General features: G+C 68.2%; 17 protein-coding genes. 9 read left to right on the top strand and 8 right to left on the bottom strand.

The genetic code is table 11. The features are described from left to right. The first annotated feature begins 42 nt into the window (after positions 1–42). Positions 43–447, top strand: a complete 405-nt coding sequence (locus ACQP2O_RS31435) for a hypothetical protein (RefSeq protein WP_433171344.1) — start codon at positions 43–45, stop codon at positions 445–447. Positions 448–450: 3 nt separating this feature from the next. Further along, the gene (locus tag ACQP2O_RS31430; protein ID WP_433171342.1) at positions 451–1122 is read left to right on the top strand and encodes a S26 family signal peptidase; all 672 of its coding nucleotides are present in this window, start codon (positions 451–453) and stop codon (positions 1120–1122) included. On the opposite strand, the gene ACQP2O_RS31425 is transcribed toward ACQP2O_RS31430, so the two are convergent. The 4 genes from ACQP2O_RS31425 to ACQP2O_RS31410 are packed head-to-tail and all read right to left on the bottom strand — an operon-like array spanning position 1047 to position 4222. Next, positions 1047–2936, bottom strand: coding sequence for an ABC transporter ATP-binding protein (locus ACQP2O_RS31425; protein ID WP_433171340.1), 1890 nt, complete (start codon positions 2934–2936; stop codon positions 1047–1049). The two genes, ACQP2O_RS31430 and ACQP2O_RS31425, sit on opposite strands and share 76 nt — an antisense overlap. Further along, complete coding sequence (locus ACQP2O_RS31420; protein ID WP_433171338.1) at positions 2933–3463, bottom strand: TlpA family protein disulfide reductase; 531 nt, start codon at positions 3461–3463, stop codon at positions 2933–2935. The genes ACQP2O_RS31425 and ACQP2O_RS31420 overlap by 4 nt, the downstream gene beginning before the upstream one ends. 18 nt (positions 3464–3481) lie before the next feature. After that, on the bottom strand, positions 3482–4027 hold the full coding sequence (locus tag ACQP2O_RS31415; RefSeq protein WP_433171336.1) for a MauE/DoxX family redox-associated membrane protein: 546 nt from the start codon (positions 4025–4027) through the stop codon (positions 3482–3484). 24 nt (positions 4028–4051) lie between these two features. Beyond that, positions 4052–4222, bottom strand: a complete 171-nt coding sequence (locus ACQP2O_RS31410) for a hypothetical protein (RefSeq protein WP_433171334.1) — start codon at positions 4220–4222, stop codon at positions 4052–4054. A 168-nt stretch (positions 4223–4390) separates the two neighbouring features. Between ACQP2O_RS31410 and ACQP2O_RS31405 the strand changes: the two genes are divergently transcribed. Next, positions 4391–5401, top strand: coding sequence for an ArsR/SmtB family transcription factor (locus tag ACQP2O_RS31405; protein WP_433171332.1), 1011 nt, complete (start codon positions 4391–4393; stop codon positions 5399–5401). Between the two features lie 119 nt (positions 5402–5520). On the opposite strand, the gene ACQP2O_RS31400 is transcribed toward ACQP2O_RS31405, so the two are convergent. From ACQP2O_RS31400 to ACQP2O_RS31390, 3 genes are all read right to left on the bottom strand, one after another. After that, positions 5521–6021 carry a S26 family signal peptidase gene (locus ACQP2O_RS31400; RefSeq protein WP_433171330.1) on the bottom strand — a complete coding sequence of 167 codons (501 nt, stop codon included), beginning with the start codon at positions 6019–6021 and terminating at the stop codon, positions 5521–5523. Between the two features lie 11 nt (positions 6022–6032). After that, positions 6033–6212, bottom strand: a complete 180-nt coding sequence (locus ACQP2O_RS31395) for a hypothetical protein (RefSeq protein ID WP_433171328.1) — start codon at positions 6210–6212, stop codon at positions 6033–6035. Between the two features lie 641 nt (positions 6213–6853). Further along, entirely contained in the window at positions 6854–9679 is a 2826-nt protein-coding gene (locus ACQP2O_RS31390; RefSeq protein ID WP_433171325.1) for an AfsR/SARP family transcriptional regulator, read from the bottom strand. A gap of 314 nt (positions 9680–9993) precedes the next feature. Here ACQP2O_RS31390 and ACQP2O_RS31385 point away from each other — a divergent pair, with 314 nt between their 5' ends. The 6 genes from ACQP2O_RS31385 to ACQP2O_RS31360 all read left to right on the top strand — a co-directional run bounded on the left by ACQP2O_RS31385 (position 9994) and on the right by ACQP2O_RS31360 (position 14468). Continuing rightward, complete coding sequence (locus ACQP2O_RS31385; protein WP_433171323.1) at positions 9994–10908, top strand: MFS transporter; 915 nt, start codon at positions 9994–9996, stop codon at positions 10906–10908. Next, positions 10821–11162, top strand: coding sequence for an alpha/beta fold hydrolase (locus ACQP2O_RS31380; RefSeq protein WP_433191552.1), 342 nt, complete (start codon positions 10821–10823; stop codon positions 11160–11162). The genes ACQP2O_RS31385 and ACQP2O_RS31380 overlap by 88 nt, the downstream gene beginning before the upstream one ends. Positions 11163–11327: 165 nt before the next feature. Further along, positions 11328–11834, top strand: a complete 507-nt coding sequence (locus ACQP2O_RS31375; protein ID WP_433171321.1) for a hypothetical protein — start codon at positions 11328–11330, stop codon at positions 11832–11834. Between the two features lie 318 nt (positions 11835–12152). Continuing rightward, positions 12153–12530, top strand: a complete 378-nt coding sequence (locus ACQP2O_RS31370; protein ID WP_433171318.1) for a S26 family signal peptidase — start codon at positions 12153–12155, stop codon at positions 12528–12530. Positions 12531–13002: 472 nt separating this feature from the next. Further along, complete coding sequence (locus ACQP2O_RS31365; protein ID WP_433171316.1) at positions 13003–13575, top strand: GNAT family N-acetyltransferase; 573 nt, start codon at positions 13003–13005, stop codon at positions 13573–13575. Between the two features lie 596 nt (positions 13576–14171). Further along, entirely contained in the window at positions 14172–14468 is a 297-nt protein-coding gene (locus ACQP2O_RS31360) for a tyrosine-type recombinase/integrase (protein WP_433171314.1), read from the top strand. A 243-nt stretch (positions 14469–14711) separates the two neighbouring features. Here the strand turns inward: ACQP2O_RS31360 and ACQP2O_RS31355 are convergent, their stop codons facing one another. Beyond that, positions 14712–15632, bottom strand: a complete 921-nt coding sequence (locus ACQP2O_RS31355; protein WP_433171313.1) for a DUF1963 domain-containing protein — start codon at positions 15630–15632, stop codon at positions 14712–14714. Between the last annotated feature and the right edge of the window lie 504 nt (positions 15633–16136).

Genomic DNA, 16136 nt, shown 5'->3' with positions numbered 1-16136 from the left:
GGCGACCCGCCGTGGTGAGCTGCGTTGACCAGCGGATTCGGCTTGACCCCGGCCGTGGAGGCGAGCGTCGATATCCCGCGCCCCACACCGCCGCCCACGCCATGGGCGGTCACCCGGCACACCGGGCCCGTACGGTTCCGCTGCCGTCTGGGGCACGCCGGCGGCGAGCGTATCCGCACCCGGCGACTCCCAGATCCGGAGGCGGTCGAGGTGAGGGCAGGGATGTCGCTGGCGGAGCTGGGCGGGCTGCCCACGGTGGTCGACCTGGTCACCGCGGGCAAAGCCCTGGGGCTGGGCCGCACCAAAACCTATGAACTCGCCCAGGCCGGTGAGTTCCCCTGCCGGATCATCCGCGTCGGCAAGAAGTACCTGGTGCCCACCCCAGAGCTACTCGCCCTGCTCGGCTATCAATACGGCGTGCGCCGCACCGAATCAGAAGGTGAGTGATCAATGGCCAGCGGGAAAACGTTCAAGATCTGTGGCTGCCGGGATGGTGAAACCGGCCGCCTCCTGGGCCGTAAATGCCCCAAGCTCCGCCGTGCCAGCGGCCAGTGGAGCCCGCACCACGGCACCTGGTCCTATCAACTCGAACTCCCCCCGAACGTCGACGGCAGCCGCCGCAACCCGGTGGGCCGCCTGATCGCAGCCGGACACTGGCGTGAGGGCGACCCGGACATCCTGATCGTCATGAACGCCGGCTACGACGTCACCCGGCTGGTGTTCGTCTTGGCCGACCTGCCCGTCATCGAGGGCAACCCTCATCCGGCTGCAAGTCGACCACTTGCCCGGCGACCGCGACCCCAAGCCGGTGTGGCTGTGGTCCTCGGTCACCGGTGCCACCGCCACCTACATCGATCGCTGCTAGCAGTCCTTCCTGCGAAGATTCGACCTGGAACACACCTTCCGGCTGTTCAAACAGACCCTGGGTTGGACCGTCCGGGCGCAGGGGGCCGAGCGGGTGGGTGCCTCGTCCGGGATGTCGTTCCGGAGGGGCGGCTGGTCGTGCTCGGAGACGGCCCGGTCAGCGAGGACTCCAGAGTCTGGGGTTATGTCCGCTTCGGCCGGGTGCTGGGGGCGGTCGTCTGCCGGCTCGCCTCGGCGGCGAGCGGCTCGGCCTCGTAACCTTGGGCCTGCAGGGCGAATAGCCGGGCGTACGCGCCGTCCAGGCCGATCAGCTCGGCATGCGAACCCCGTTCGGCGATCTGGCCGTCCGCGATGACGACGATCTCGTCCGCGTCTCGTACGGCACCCAGCCGGTGTGAGATCAACAGGCTGGTACGGCCCTGCCGGAGCTGTCGCAGGCTCTGGTGCACGGCGTACTCGGCCTGTGCGTCCAGACCCGAGCTCGGTTCGTCAAGGATGAGCAGGTCCCGGTCGGCGCGCATCAAGGCTCGGGCGAGCGCGAGCCGCTGCCACTGGCCGCCGGAGAGTACGAGTCCCGGCTGCGGGTCGTCGCCGTCGGCGGGGCGGGCGAAGAAGATTCGGCTCAGCAAGGTGTCGTAGCCGAGAGGCAGGCCGGCCAACTTCTCATGGATACCCGCCTGCCGTGCGGCGGCCTCGATGAGCTCCCGCCCGGCGGGGCGTTCCTCGTCGGTGGTGGCTGCCAGGTCGCCGAGCCCGATGTTCTCGGCGGCCGTCAGGTCGTACGACATGTAGTCCTGGAACACGGCCCCGATCCGGTCGCGTAGTTCGGCAGGCCGCAGGTCGCGCAGATCGACGCCATCCCAGTGGATCGATCCGCGTCCTGGGTCGTACAACCGGCACAGCAGCTTCACCAGCGTGCTCTTGCCTGCCCCGTTGACGCCTACGAGAGCGACGCAACGTCCTTGCGGGATGATCAGGTTCACGCCCCGCAGTACCCAGGGCTGGCTCTCGTCGTACCTGAACCACACGTCGCGCAGCTCGATGCCCTGGCGCAGGGCCGGCATGGCATGCGGTGCCGAGCTGGTGGGGAGGTCAGGGGTGTCGGCCGCGACATCGTGGTAGTGCCCGAACATCAGCAGGCTGTTGTGCACATCCGCGGCCTGCCCGACGATCGTGCCCAGCGCCCCCTGAACGCCGATCAATCCGGCGATGAACACCGACACATCCCCGATGCTGAGCCGTCCAGACGCGGCGCTCGTCACGGCCCAGACCAGGCCGCCCGCGGAGACGACCGCGCCCAGCAGCGACAGGAGTCCCTGACTTCGCAGCGTACGGCGGGCCAGCGCCTGCCCGGCCGCGTCCACCGACCGCTGTTCACGCAGCATCCTGGCCCGCAGGTGGTCGCCCAGGCCGAACAGCCTGATTTCCTTGGCCGCGTTCGGACTGGTGAGCAGGCCCGCGAAGAAGATCTGCCACCTGGTGGCGGCGCTGACGTTCCACATCATGTCGGCCCGGCGCCTGCTCAGGTCGAGCTGTACCCGGACCGATGGCACCGCGGCCAGCAGGACGAGGACGACCATCAGCGGGGAGAGCACGGCGAGCATCGCGACGAACCCGGCCAGTGTGATGACCTGCTGAACCACCGACAGCGAGGCCCGGACCAGCCGCTGCGGGGCTTCCTGCCCGGCCTGCTGGGCCACCCGTACGCGATCGTGGAAGACCGGGTTCTCGAACCGGCTGAGCCCGGGATGGGCGTTCACCGCACGGAAGAGCCTGTCCTGGACCAGCAGCCGGACGGCCCGCTGCAGCTGTTCCTGGGCGTACTGCACGGTCGGTGGGAGGACGGCGCCGAACAGGCCGGTCAGCGCGAGCGCGAGGGCGGCGGGCAGGAGAGCGGCGGGACCGGCTCGGTGCCCGAGGCCGTCCAGGACCAGCTTGGTGGACCAGGTGGCGGCCAGCGGTACCAGACCCGTGAGGAGAGCAGCCGCCGCCGATCCCGCCGTGGCCTTCGGATGTGCCCGCCAAGCGAGCTCGGCGACGGCCGATACCCGTCTGAACAGAGACCGCCTCATGCGCGCGCGGTTACCGGGAGCTGGCCGGGAGTGCTCTCCGCGGCCACGATGACCGCGTCGTCACCGATCAGGTAGAAGCTCGGGAACTGCGAGACCTGTAGGGCCCTGCCGAAAGGACCGCCCAGCGGCTCGACCACGACGGTCACGGCCGCTCCCATCGCGGCGGTGAACTCTGCCGCGTCCGAGGCTTGCCCGGTGACGAGTGCCAGCACCTGCTGGGGTCGCGCCGTCTCCACAAAGGCGGTGAACTCAGGTAGCCGTTCATGACAGGAAGAACAGTCGGTAGAGAACACTCCGACCACGGTCGGGCTGGTGAAGGCCTCGCGGGAGACGGTCGAGCCGTCCTCGGCGGTCACCTTGAAGTCACCGAGCGGCGTACCGGGGCGTACCAGATCCGGCCTCGTCGGTGGCATGTCCGCCAGCCGGAGCGTGTGCTCACGCAGCCGGCGGATCACGGCCAGCGTCAGCAGCAGGTCGATGCCACAGAGGATTCCGACGAAGACAACGGCTACGACCAGGACAGGCATGAAGGTCTCCCAAGGTGGTCACCGTGAGCCAGCCGGGAGGCGAGGCTCGGTGAGAAGGTCAACGAGATCGTCGAAGAAGAGGACTGCGAGGGCGAGTACCGCCGCTGCCGCAAGTCCGAGCGCGGCCCCTGCCGGGTGCAGGGTGTGGTGCGCCGCGCCGACTCCGGCCGTCAACCCAGCCGTCACCAGGACGAGTAGCCCGGCATTGCGGACAAGATGCCGCCCGCCCAGTGGGGCACCGGCGGCGCCGAAACACCTGCAGGGTGGCGCCGCTCCGGAACGCATCGCCGAGGCGATGGCCGCGCAGAAGCCCAGCAGCGCGAGGCCGGCCAGAATGAGTCCGGCCGACACCGTACGCGGGATCACCAGCAGTACGACGACACCCGCCTCGACCAGGACCGTCGCGCCGCTCAGTGCCGCCGACACCCTGCGGTGGGAGTTGGTGAGGGCGGTGACGGAAGCTCGGAACCGGTTGAACGCGGCCCTGCTGTGCAGCTTGCCCACCATCGCCGCCAGGAAGACGACCCCGAGGGCACACCGGCAGGTCAGTGCCACATACTGCATGATGACCCCTGCTCGTTGAATCGGTCAGCAGTAGTCGAAGCTGCCGCAGTTGGTCTGGCCGATGGGGTCGTGGTAGGAGCAGGTCCGGCAGAACCTGTAATTGCAGCACCAGCCGGTCCAGTACGTGGCGGCGTCCGCGGTGGGCAGCAGTCTGTCGACGAGACGGTCGCCCAGCCTGCTGACGACACGGAACACGTTGACCTCCAAGGATTCGGCTGGTGCTCATCACGATCGCATCGGGTCTCCATCGAGGCCAGCTATTTGGGGTGGCACCTAAACACCCTGGTCATCGCGCTCTTGTCAGGTGCGGAGGCCCATGTGATCATCTGTGATGATCGCCGACGGTGGCACGGGGGTGGCTGAGTGGTGCGAGTTCTCCATTACGGCGCCGAGGATCTGGCCCGTACACGCTTCGCGACCTCTCCTCTGGGGCACCTCGTGCACGGCCTCCACAACGGTCCTTGCAGTCACCGGTCACAGTTGCGGGAACGCTGGTGGCGTTCGGTCCGCCGTAACATTCCCGCGAGGGCCGAACCGCTCCTCGAACTGATCAACGCCGATCCGTCATGGACCCCTCCGTTCCTGCTGCCTGCCTCGGCCGAGGCGCTGGCGGTGGTGGAACCGGCCATCGAGGAGGAGTTGGAGCGGCTACGGGACACCAGCAAGGAGCAGATCACCGCAGACCTCGAACGTTTCGACCGCGATCCGCGTCAGGTACGGGTTCCGCGGCTCGTCCAGGACCTGCGCGATGGAGGCTCACGGCCGCTGCGCCTGGTGGTCGACTCGGCGCATGCGCTCTTCACGGCATGCCTGGCCGGTGACTGGCCTGATCTCCGCCGGCAACTGCGCGACGATCTCGCGTTCCGGACCCAGACAATGATGACGGCCGGTCCCGGAGGAGTGTTCGCCACGCTGCACCCGTCGGTGACCTGGCAGGACCAGGCGCTGCTGTTCGCCCCACCCACCGACCCGATCCGGGGTGACACACGCGGGCGCGGGTTCGTGCTGATGCCGTGTGCGTTCGGTCGCGACAGCGTCCATCCCGTCCTGGACCGCAGTCAGCCGATCCTCATCTACTCGGCACGGGTTCAGCCGCCCGACACCGGCTCCGCCGTCTCCGACTCGCTGACGGCTCTGATCGGCGCCGGCCGGGCCAGGGCACTACGAGCCCTGGCGACCGGAGGCTCCACCAGCGACCTCGCCCTCCGGCTCTCGGTGAGCGCCCCGACCGCCTCAGCCCACGCCGCGACACTCCGCCGGGCGGGCCTGATCTCGACCCGCAGGGAGGGCCATTTCGTCCGCCATGAGCTGACCCTCCTGGGCGATAGCCTGCTAGCGGCCAACCCGGTGTCGAGGCGCTTTAGTAACAAATAAGGCCAGGATCCATGATCGGAACCTGGCCTTGACCTGCGGCGGGCGACACTGGGTTCGCACCAGTCCAGTGCTGCCGACGTGGAAGTCGCGGCATCAGCCGGTGAGTGTCCAGGAGGCCGTTACACGTTGCGGGAGATCGTGAACGGCGCTCCACCACCAGCCGGAACGGTCTCGTCGCCTGGTTTGAGTTTCCTCACCACGATGCCGAGCACGCGGTCCGCCGGCAGATAACCCCAGTCGCGCGAATCCCGGCTCAGCAAGCCATCTCCCAGCACCACCAGCTGACCGGGTGGGACGACAGCTCCTGAGGACTCGGCCATCGCGGCCGGGACCGGTTCGCCGGCGACGGCGGCGACTCTTTTGACGGTCCACAGTTCCCGGGCCGGGCTCGGTAGTCCGTCGCGGCTCCAGGTGTCCCGTATGATGCCTTGGAAGACGACTATCTGTCCGGTGCGAACCCGGCTCCCGTTCCTCCGGATCAGCAGCACTCGGTCGCCCGGCTGGAGCGTCGGCGTCATACTGACGCCCCATATCCGGACGACCGCCAGTCGTGTCCGTACCGTCACGAGAACAGCGGTGACGGTCGCCACGGCCAGCCCGAACCCGACGACGTACGGCATCGAGCTGCGTGCTATCCGCAGGGGTTGTACCAGGGGTAGCAGTACGTGCCCAGACCGTGGTCGCAACACTCCCGGAACCAGCACCCGCCACCCAGCTCAGTCCAGCAGCCGGGATCGTCGGCCTTGGCCACGGCGTTGGGAACCAGTTTGGAGAGCAGGGCGTCACTCGCCCTGTTGATGAACCGAACCACGAGAGACTCCTTCGATGGGGGCCGCGCGATCTCGAAATCAACGATCGCAGCGACCGCCCATCCGGTCCACATATTAGGACCAGCGCCTAACTCCGCTCTGACGGTTCGTGAGTTGACGCTGGCAATATCGTAGTGTGATTGAGTGAATCTATAGCGTTACGCCTGTCAGATGGGTTTGGGCATGCCGGGATGGCGGGATGAGTGCGCGCAAGCCTGTGGGTGCCCGTAACTCGGCCTATGGGTGCCGAATATCGTGTCGCCTAATGCGTGAAGGGTGTCAAAATCCGGCCCTGACCATTGACGTGCGGCTTCGCAGCCGAGCGCGTCCTTGGTCAGCCTGCTCTCTCGTATTCGCTAATCAAGCCCCCGAGGATCCGGCGGCGTTCGATCCGGCCGACCGGCGGGCGGATCACGTCTGCGCCATCGGCGGGAGCGCGAAGATCCAAAGATGGCCCTGGGGAAAAACTTGACGCTTGACCTGGGGATTAACGTGACGGCTCACACCAGGGCGAGCTGGCCCGGCTCGGCCATCATGTCGCGGCCTCGACGGTCTGATCAAGGCGCCTGGTGGCCTATGTCGTTCCCGGGTACGGCCGTGAGGTACGCGCGGAGGCGCTGTGCACGTTCGCCTCTTTCCGGGGTCAGCCGGTTCCGGCGGAGGTCGTGGGCGGGGTATCCAGGATGGTCAGGGCCCGGTGGGCGTCCCGGACCCGGCGGCCCGCCTCCATGGCGCGCTGGACGTCGTTCATGTCGGTGCACAGGCGGGCGGCCTGCATGAGGTGGTCCAGGGCCTCGGCGGGGCGGGCGGCCGTGAGGAGGCAGGTGCCCAGGTGGATGAGGGCGATGGCCTGGCTGTGGCGGCTGCGGTGTTCGCGGGCCAGGCGCATGCCTTCGGCGGCCAGTTTCACGGCGGTCTCGTGCTCGCCTAGGGAGCTGTGCGCCGAACTCAGCTTCTGCAGCGCCATCGACTCCAGATCGATGTCTGAGGTTTGCCTGGCCAGGTCCAGGCCGCGGTTCAGATGGCGGAGCGCGGCCCGGGGGTCGCCGGCCACGACGAGCTGCTCGCCCAGGTAGCACCCGCTGAGCGTCACGCCGAGGTCGATGCCGCGCTCCTCGAAGATCTCCAGTGCGGTGGTGAGGTGGTTGATGGCCGGCCAGGGGTTGGCGCGCGCGCCGGCGACGTTGCCGAGGAAGAGCCAGGAGAACGCCTCGCCGGGGCGATCTCCGTCGTCCATGGAGAGCTTGAGCGCGCGCTCGAACCTGGCCTCGGCCGAGTCGAGATCGCCCTGGTGCATCGCGACCGAGCCCAGTATCCGGGTGGCCGTGGCCTCGGCCAGGGTGTCGCCGTCGCGGAGCCCGGCCGTCATCGTGGCCGCGCCGCAGCGTTGCAGGTCGTCCCACTGGCCTGTGGCGACCAGCACCCGGTGCAGCCGCAGCGAGAGCTGCGCCGCGTAGGAGGCGGGCAGGTCCGCCCTGGTCGCGACGTGGCAGATCGCCTCGATCATGACCCGGTGCTCGGCCCTCAGCCAGTTCGCCGCCGCCCTGCCGCGGAAGGACTGGGCGCGCCGGGGCCCGGGGAGGCCGGTGTTCATCCCTTCCAGCAGGTGCTCAAGCAGCGCCCGCAGCGCGGCGGCCTGCTGTTCGGGGCGGTCGAGCTTGGCGCTCTGCTCCAGGGCGAAGGTCCGTACGAGGTCGTGGTAGCCGTAGCGGTCGCAGGGGCGGGCCAGGAGCAGGCTGGCGTCGACCAGCTCTTCGAGGATCCGTTCGGCCGTGTTCTCTGGCAGGCCGAGGAGCGCGGCGGCGCTGTCGAGCCCGAGGTCCGGGACGGGCAGCAGGGCCAGCAGCCGGAACGCCCTCGCCTGTTCGCCGGTGAGGCAGGCGTAGCTGACGGCGAAGCTCGCCCGTATGTCGAGATCGTCCACTCGGAGCTCGTCCAGCACGTGGTGGCGTTCGCGGAGCCGGTCGGCGAGATCCGCGACAGTCCAGTAAGGGCGTGCCGCGAGCCTGGTGCCCGCGATCCGTACCGCGAGGGGCAGCGCGCCGCAGGCCCGTACGACCTCCAGGGCCGAGGCACGGTCGGCCTCGACCTGCCCGCCGCCCGCCGCCCGTGCCAGCAGCTCGGTCGCCTCACCCGGCGGGAGCGCGCCCAGCTCCACCATCCGGGCGCCCGGCACGCTCGCGATCCGCGAGCGGCTGGTGATGATAACCCCATTGCCCGCGCTGGCGGGCAGCAGCGGCCGAACCTGGGCGCTGTCGGCTGCGTTGTCCAGCACCATTAGCATCTGCCGGGTGGCCAGCGCGCTGCGCAGCAGCCCCGCCCGGTCCTCCAGGGTGTCGGGCACCGCGTTCCCCGGCACGCCCAGCGCCTGCATGAACCTGGCCAGTACATCCCTGGGGTCCAGCGGCTCCGTACCCGAGCCGTGGAGATCGACGTAGAGGATGCCGTCGGGGAACGTGTGGCGCAGCAGGTGGGCAGCGTGCACGGCCAGCGAGGTCTTCCCGACTCCGGCCTGCCCTAACACGGCTCCGATCGGCACCCCGGTCCGCAGGTTGTTGACGAGGTGGCGGAGCAGGGCCTTGACCTCGGCGGTCCGCCCGGTGAAGTCGAGAAGGTCGGCGGGGAGCTGGAACGGGATGACCTCCGTTTGCCCCGGCCGCGCGGTCGCCGTGGCGACGGGGTTGACGTCGACGGGAGGTTCCGCGACCCCGTTGGTCTCGGGGGTCAGGTCGGGGGAGGCGGTAAGGATCTGGTGGTGGATGTGTTGGAGGTCGGGTCCTGGTTCGATGCCCAGTTCGTCGACGAGCGCGCGGCGGGCGAGGGAGAAGGCTTCGAGCGCCTCGCCCTGGCGGCCCGCCTGGTAGAGGGCCAGCATGAGCTGGGCGTGGAAGTGTTCGCGGAGGGGGTGTTCGCCGGTCAGGCGGCGCAGTTCGGCGACGATGCGGGCGCCGCGGGCCATCCGCAGCTCAGCCTCGATCCACAGCTCGGTCGCGGCGAGTTCCAACTCGACCAGCCGGGGACCGTGGTCGCGCTGGAGGACGGCGGAGGGTATGTCGGCCAGGGGCTTGCCGCGCCAGTGGGCGAGGGCCGCGGTCAGCTCGGCGGAGACCTGGGGCCAGTCGCCATCGCGGGCGGCGGCCTCCGCGGCGATTCTGCGGTCCTGGAAGAGCCGGAGGTCCAACTCGCCGTCGTTGACGTGCATCACATAACCTGGGGGGCGGCTTTCGACGCGTGGGGCCACGTACTCCCCAAGGGCTTGGCGGAGCCGCATCACGTAGCTCTGAATGGTCCGACGGGCCCCCGGCGGCGGACGCTCGTTCCAGACGACCGAAATGAGGGTTTCCATGGAGACAATCTCGCCGGGGTGAAGCAGCAGCGCGGCGAGGACACTGCGCTGCTTCCCCGCGGCGATCGTGAGTTCTGCCGTTCCATCGTGGACCAGCAGCGTCCCCAACAGTCCGAACTTCATCCTTCGCATCACTCCGTTTCGTCCTCGCCCGTACCCACGCCGCCGAGACGACACCGCGTTGCGTCAAGCTGGCAGGGCCATGAGTTCCACTTCCTTCGCCTTCGTGACGAGGGACCGTACGACGGTCGACGTGGCGCGGTGACCTGGCTTGAGGGTCCACAGGTTCTGACCGGGAGTGTTCGCCGAGATCATCGCTCGGGGGAGGGCCACCCGCTGACCGGGGGCGGACAGCCGGATCGGCTAGCCCATCGCATCCCCCTCCGCGTCGGCGTCGTCTCCGGTATGAGACGTACTCACCTTCTGCGCGGTTCCCGGTGTTTGATCATGCTGTCGCCGGGCGGGTGCCATGGGATGGGTTAACCCACAGGTCGAGCGGCAGGTCCGGCGTTAAGAGGCCCTCCTTCCAGCTGGCGGAGGCCACCTTGATCCTGTCCGGCGTGGCGAAGGTGTGGTCGCTGGCCGCGGTCTCCGGAGGAGGCGCTGCAGGGGCAGCGCTTTTCACGCCGGTTGGGCGGCGTCTGCTCGCCCAACTGCTGTCCGGGGCAGCACTCGCCCGCGCGAACGCGCTCACCCAGGCCACCAAGCACGGGATCGCGACCCTCGGGCCTGTGGCTGGCGGTGCGCTCATCGTCACCATCGGCGCGGGCTGGGGGATCTTGTGGGACTGCCTCACCTACATCGCCGCCGCCGTCCTGTTCACACGCCTCCCGACCGTACGAACATCCGGGAAGCAAAACCCCGGGCAGATCCGTCAGCGTACGTCTCGCGGAGCTCAGCGACGGCATCCGTGCGATCACCAGCAGGACCTGGCTGTGGACCACGACGCTCGCCGATTGTGTGACCGGTGGCGCGTTCGCCGCCGGCATGCTGATCGGCCCGCTGTACGCGCGAGAGCATCTGCACGGCGCCCTCAGCTGGGGAACGATCGCCGGTACGCTCGCCGCCGCGACCTCGATCGGCAGCATCCTCGCCGCCCGATGGCCAAGCCGCCGACCGGGATTCTTGATGAGCCTCGGCACCGCGTCTACAGCGGCCGGATTCGCCGCTCAACGAGTATCACAGGGCGGCATAGACGATCTTGTGAACGGCCAGGTCAGCCCACCGCGACGAATCTTGAAGCACTACAGGCGTGCTCAACTGCATGGCCCCGACGTACTTCCGCATCGAAGGGTTCGAGCGGATCTCCCCGAAGCCGCCCGTGCTGTGGATCCGGGGCGCCGACGACGTGATCGTCTCCGACACCTCGCTCTACGATCTGGCCTATCTGGGCTCGATCGGCGCGGTCCCCGGCTGGCCGGGCCCGGATGCCTGCCCGCCGCAGCCGATGGTCGGCCAGACCCGCTCGGTCCTCGACGCCTACCGGAAAGCGGGCGGCAAGTACACCGAACTGGCCATCCCCGGCTCCGGTCACGGCCCCCACCTCGACCACCCCGCGGAGTTCCGCGAGGCGCTGCTAACCCACCTGAGGTCTGCCATCGGCTGAGTCGCCCCGATCGCGCCAGTTGCTCCAGCCGGGACGAGGTGTCGTCAGACGCCAGCGGCACGCCAGCGGCACGCCAGCGAAACGCCACAGGGCCTTGTGAGACTGATCATGTCGACGCGATTCCCCAGCGCCGACAGGCACCATGACAGCATCGGAGGGCTTCTCATGGGCATCAGGCTCAAATCGGTGTTCGCCACGACCGCGCTGGCCGCGACTGCCGTGACCGGCATGGCGGGCTCGGCTCAGGCATCGGTCAACCGCTGGGTCTACCTGTCAGGTGAAGGGGTGCACTCGGGCGACTGCATCTCGGCGACGAGCAACGGCGTGTTCATGGAGCCGTGTTCGCGCACGCCCTACCAGGAGTGGCACGAGGTGGGGTCGAACATCAACGGCGCCCCCTACCCGACCGTGACGATGACCAACGCCGCATGGGGTGGCGGTTACTGCCTGACCGCCATCAGCTCCCACACCCTCGCCATGGTCTACACCGGCGGCCTCTGCAACAACAGTACTCAGGCGTTCGCGATGACCGGTCCCACCTGGCAGGGCAACTACCAGTTCTTCAACTTCGCCTACCACGCCTGCATCGACAGCGGGCAAGGCGGCCTGCTCTACCCCTCCAGTACCGGCTGCAACAGCAACAACTCCTACCAGTTGTTCTACGCATCCTGACAGCGACACGAGCTGTCAGTAAGAGGCGTGCAACGCTCGAAGGCTGCTCGTCTCGAAGACCTTGACCGGCGTGCGCGTGCCGCAGGCTACGCATCTTGGCGATTGCGACAGGCGTTAGACGGTACGCGCCACATGGTGTCCAGAGTAGCGGCAGAGCTGCTCGGTGTCGGCAAGACAACGATCCTGCGGTGGCGGAAGCGAACGGCCTGACGGGTCATCGTCACCGACGTTTGGGGGCTGACGCTTCGTGGCGCGGACCGTTGACAATCGTGGGCCAGAGCCAGAAATTGACAGTGGTGTCCGCAGACTTAATGTCAGATGGTCCCATCCAGACCCGCGTCGGGAGAGCGACGACGGCACCCACACCGTCGAGGAGATCGCAGAAGCCATGGCCGCGGTACCCGGCGAACCCGTCCGGGCGTAGGTGGCCGAGCGGGTGGGTGCCTCGTCCGGGATGTCGTTCCGGAGGGGCGGCTGGTCGTGCTCGGGGATGGCCCGGTCAGCGAGGACTCCAGAGTCTGGGGTTATGTCCGCTTCGGCCGGGTGCTGGGGTGGTCGTCTGCCGGCTCGTCTCGGCGGCGAGCGGATCGGCCTCGTAACCTTGGGCCTGCAGGGCGAATAGCCGGGCGTACGCGCCGTCCAGGCCGATCAGCTCGGCATGCGAACCCCGTTCGGCGATCTGGCCGTCCGCGATGACGACGATCTCGTCCGCGTCTCGTACGGCACCCAGCCGGTGTGAGATCAGCAGGCTGGTACGGCCCTGCCCCGAGCCGGACCTGCGTCACGCTACTGGCTAGCGCTGCAGCGTCAGCACGCCCGGCCGTAGGTGCGGCCGAAGCCGTAGGCCGAGGAGGAGAGATCATGCGCGCCGCGAGTCGAGAGGACTCACCGGCGAGGGGAGGCAGCGGAGCGGGGTTCGCAGCGCCGTACATGGCAGTGGGCGTTCGCCAGTCAGGAAGAGACGGGAGACCTGCCTACGGGCAAGGTCGATGGCCACTTCATGGTCGGGTGATGACTCTAGGTCGCGGAAGAAGCGGGCGACGGCACGTCCTCTTCTGCCGATGAGCGGGCACTTCGTTCTGCCCGCCCGCCGAGAAACCCATTGCGAGTGGCCTGGCACCGAAATTCTGGTTGATCGGCCACCAATCACGGAGGGATTATGAGGCTCATGTCGCTGCCCACCCCCACGCTGCACACCGCTCGCCTTCGACTGCGTCCCTTCGACGATGCGGATGCGGACGACCTCTTCGCGCTGCACAGCAGCGCCTACGTGCTGCGCTACTGGGACGCGCCGCCGTGGAGCGACCGCGCGCGCTCCGAGCGGTTCATCAACGCTTGCCGGCAGATGGCAGAGGAGGGCACCGGGGCACGGCTGGCCGTAGAGCGTGCTTCCGACGGGGTGTTCATCGGCTGGTGCAGCCTGAACGGGTGGAATCCGGACTACCGCAGCGCGTCGATGGGCTACTGCTTCGACGATGCCGCGTGGGGCCACGGCTACGCGACGGAGGCCGCGCGCGTGTTGCTGCGGTGGGCATTCGACAGGCTGGACCTGAATCGCGTCCAGGCTGAAACCGATACGCGCAACGTGGCATCTGCCCGCGTACTGGAGAAGCTGGGGTTCGTGCGTGAAGGGACGTTGCGGGAAGATTGCATCGTGAACGGCGAGGTCTCTGACTCGTGGGTCTACGGGCTGATCAGGCGAGAGTGGCGGCCGTCATCCGAGCCGGTTCCCGCCCGCTGACTCCTCCTCGCTCGCAAGACAGCACTCGGCCGCCGGCTTCATCGCGGCTCGTTCATGGGCTCGCACAGCACACTCTCAGACCGCGCGTTGAGCGAGTCGTGGCTGGTTGGCGTCTGGTCCCGCGTCCTGGGTGGGCGCAGCGTCAGGCCCATGACCTCGTTCAATGAGCCGATCCCGCCGCCGTCTGCCGCGTTCGCTGTCGATCCGTTGCGGGTGGCAATAGCCGCCTACCTCGCCCGGTTACAGGGGCATCACACGTCTGCACACCGAATCCGATCTGCGCATCTACCTGACCTGGTGCGCCGAGAGAGACGTGGAACCGCTGACTGCCCGGCGTCACCAGGTCGAGTTGTACGTTCGCTGGCTCCAGGAGGTGCGCCGGTTCCGCCGTCGACGGTGTCACGTCGGCTGTCGGTGGTGGTCGGCTCCTACCGGACCTGCGTCATCGACGGTGTTCTGGAGCACTCGCCCGCTGACCACGTCCGTCGCCCGAATGTCCCGCCCGAATCGCCTACGCTCGGGCTATCGCACTTGCCGTTCGAAGCGCTCCTCTCCGCGGCTCGCGGATCGGCCAACCCCGCGCCATCAGCGACCGGGTGAGCCGGCCGATCCTGCTCAACACACGCGAGGTCCGAATGGACCGGCACGCCGCCACCCGCCGACTACGGCGGTTGGCGGCGTTGTCGGTTGTGCGACTGCCGCGGATGCACCCGCACATGCTGCGTCACGCCTTCGTCACCACCATGCTCGACGCCGGTGTCGACCTGCGCGATGTGCAGATCGCCGCACGGCACGCCGACCCGCGCACGATCATGCGTTATGCCCGGGCCCGCAACAACCTCGACCGCCGTCCCGACTACATCCTCGCCGCCGTCGTGACATCCGGGACCTGAGCGGGCGGCACCCTGCTGAAACGCTCTGGTCTAGCCGATGAGCGGATGGCCTCGGTATATCGCCCGCCGGGACATGAAGCCCGATGATCTGCGCTGCCTCGACGGTGTCTGGTCGATCGGTGATTTCGGCCCGGGGCCTCGCCGAGGAGGCCGTCGCGGTGATGTTGGCGTCGCACCGGCCCGGACTCCGCCATGGTGCGGCGATCGGTGTGCGTCGCGGGACGTACGCCGACGCCGCGCCGCCTATTCGGTGAATGCGGTGAAGGAGAGTGCCTTGTCGAATCGACCGGCGGCGAGGTCGTCGTGGCGGATCATGAAACGCCCGCAGTAGACGTCGTCCGGCTCGAACTGGGCAAGTGGCACCCACTCGCGCATCACCCGAAGAGCCTCCTCCTCCAGGCGCAGATCCCGCTCGTCCGGCGGGATGATGAGTTCGCCGGCTTTTTCGCGTGCCTCAAGAATGTCCTCCGCCATCCTGGTCTCCGGGGTGGTGTACATGTAGTCGGTGGAAAGCTCGCCGATGCCCATGGAGTACCCGCCGAGGTGGAAGGTGGCGCCGTTGCTTTCCGGCCAGAGCTCTCCGGCCAGAGCGCAGAGTTCCTTTATGTGTGGCAGGTTGCGAGCCAGGTGCTCCTGGTTGTCGGACCGCGAACCCGTGTCCTCATCGTCGTCCTCGAACCAGCTGGGCAGTTCCGCGTTGACCGTGGCGAAGAGGTCGTACTCCCGGCCGACGAAGTCGAGCGTCATATTGCAGAACATCTCCTCGTCGTGGTCGGGCTCCTCCGCTGTTGCGGTGTTGGTGCCGGCCGGCACATACACGACCCGCGCGAACTTCTGCTCGTCGGCGATGGAACAGGTGTCGTCGGCCCACTCGTGGTGCAAGAAGAAGAGCAGCGAGCCGTCCGCCGGCAGGGCGAGGCCGTCGACTCTGGGAAGCGCCGCACAGTCGAAGGAGGCGACGAACGGCAGCGGCCCGTACTCGGAGGACGGCCACCCCATGCCCACCGGCAGCCGGGGCAACCCGCCGCTTCGCCCGACCGGAACGCCGTTGGGGCGCCCACTTGTCCAGATCGCGAATCGCAGGAACTCGGCGAACTTGCTGACCTCATCTTCCGGGATTCCCCGTTCGATCGCCGCGCGATGGAATTGCCGGTGATAGTCCATGGCGGGCATGATGCCAGATCACGGCAAATGGCGGGCCGTGGAACTCACCCCGCCGGGAACGTCTCGCGTTTCACCCCGATCCCCATTAAGGATGGAACTCGACCGGCGCACTCTCATGCCGCGAAGCGTGCTTCCCCGGCCGCCGTGAGCCGCCAGTGGGTCACCAGCGATCGGCGCCAGGCCGCCACTCGCTTGGGCGACGATGACGGATCCCCGGAGCAGCTGGGAACGGGGACGACCTGCGTGTCTACGACGGCCAACTCGTGATTGATGGCCGTTTCGCGGTTGCCTGACCAGGCGAGGGCCACCTTACCCGTGTAGGGCGCAGCGACCTGGCGTTTTGTTGAGGTCACCACCAGTACCTGCGGGTCCGAGCCCGCGGATTAAGAGATGGAGCCCCGCAGACCGGCCATGCGGTGCCCCGTGATGGCGGGGCAGCGTCATCGAGAACCGGCGGCATCGCCGAGGTTTCAACCGGTTTCCCCCACGTCAACTCACGGCAAC

The sequence above is a fragment of the Actinoallomurus sp. CA-150999 genome (genome assembly GCF_050942425.1).
Classification (GTDB): Bacteria; Actinomycetota; Actinomycetes; order Streptosporangiales; family Streptosporangiaceae; genus Actinoallomurus.
This window is presented reverse-complemented; position numbering and strand designations above follow the sequence as displayed.

Excerpts from the sequence above, each read along its gene's own strand:
- ACQP2O_RS31420 (WP_433171338.1), bottom strand. The coding sequence starts at position 3,463 with ATGCCTGTCCTGGTCGTAGCCGTTGTCTTCGTCGGAATCCTCTGTGGC.
- ACQP2O_RS31425 (WP_433171340.1), bottom strand. The coding sequence starts at position 2,936 with ATGAGGCGGTCTCTGTTCAGACGGGTATCGGCCGTCGCCGAGCTCGCT.
- ACQP2O_RS31415 (WP_433171336.1), bottom strand. The coding sequence starts at position 4,027 with ATGCAGTATGTGGCACTGACCTGCCGGTGTGCCCTCGGGGTCGTCTTC.
- ACQP2O_RS31390 (WP_433171325.1), bottom strand. The coding sequence starts at position 9,679 with ATGAAGTTCGGACTGTTGGGGACGCTGCTGGTCCACGATGGAACGGCA.
- ACQP2O_RS31355 (WP_433171313.1), bottom strand. The coding sequence starts at position 15,632 with ATGGACTATCACCGGCAATTCCATCGCGCGGCGATCGAACGGGGAATC.
- ACQP2O_RS31380 (WP_433191552.1), top strand. The coding sequence starts at position 10,821 with ATGGCCCCGACGTACTTCCGCATCGAAGGGTTCGAGCGGATCTCCCCG.
- ACQP2O_RS31370 (WP_433171318.1), top strand. The coding sequence starts at position 12,153 with ATGGTCCCATCCAGACCCGCGTCGGGAGAGCGACGACGGCACCCACAC.
- ACQP2O_RS31430 (WP_433171342.1), top strand. The coding sequence starts at position 451 with ATGGCCAGCGGGAAAACGTTCAAGATCTGTGGCTGCCGGGATGGTGAA.
- ACQP2O_RS31400 (WP_433171330.1), bottom strand. The coding sequence starts at position 6,021 with ATGCCGTACGTCGTCGGGTTCGGGCTGGCCGTGGCGACCGTCACCGCT.
- ACQP2O_RS31365 (WP_433171316.1), top strand. The coding sequence starts at position 13,003 with ATGTCGCTGCCCACCCCCACGCTGCACACCGCTCGCCTTCGACTGCGT.
- ACQP2O_RS31375 (WP_433171321.1), top strand. The coding sequence starts at position 11,328 with ATGGGCATCAGGCTCAAATCGGTGTTCGCCACGACCGCGCTGGCCGCG.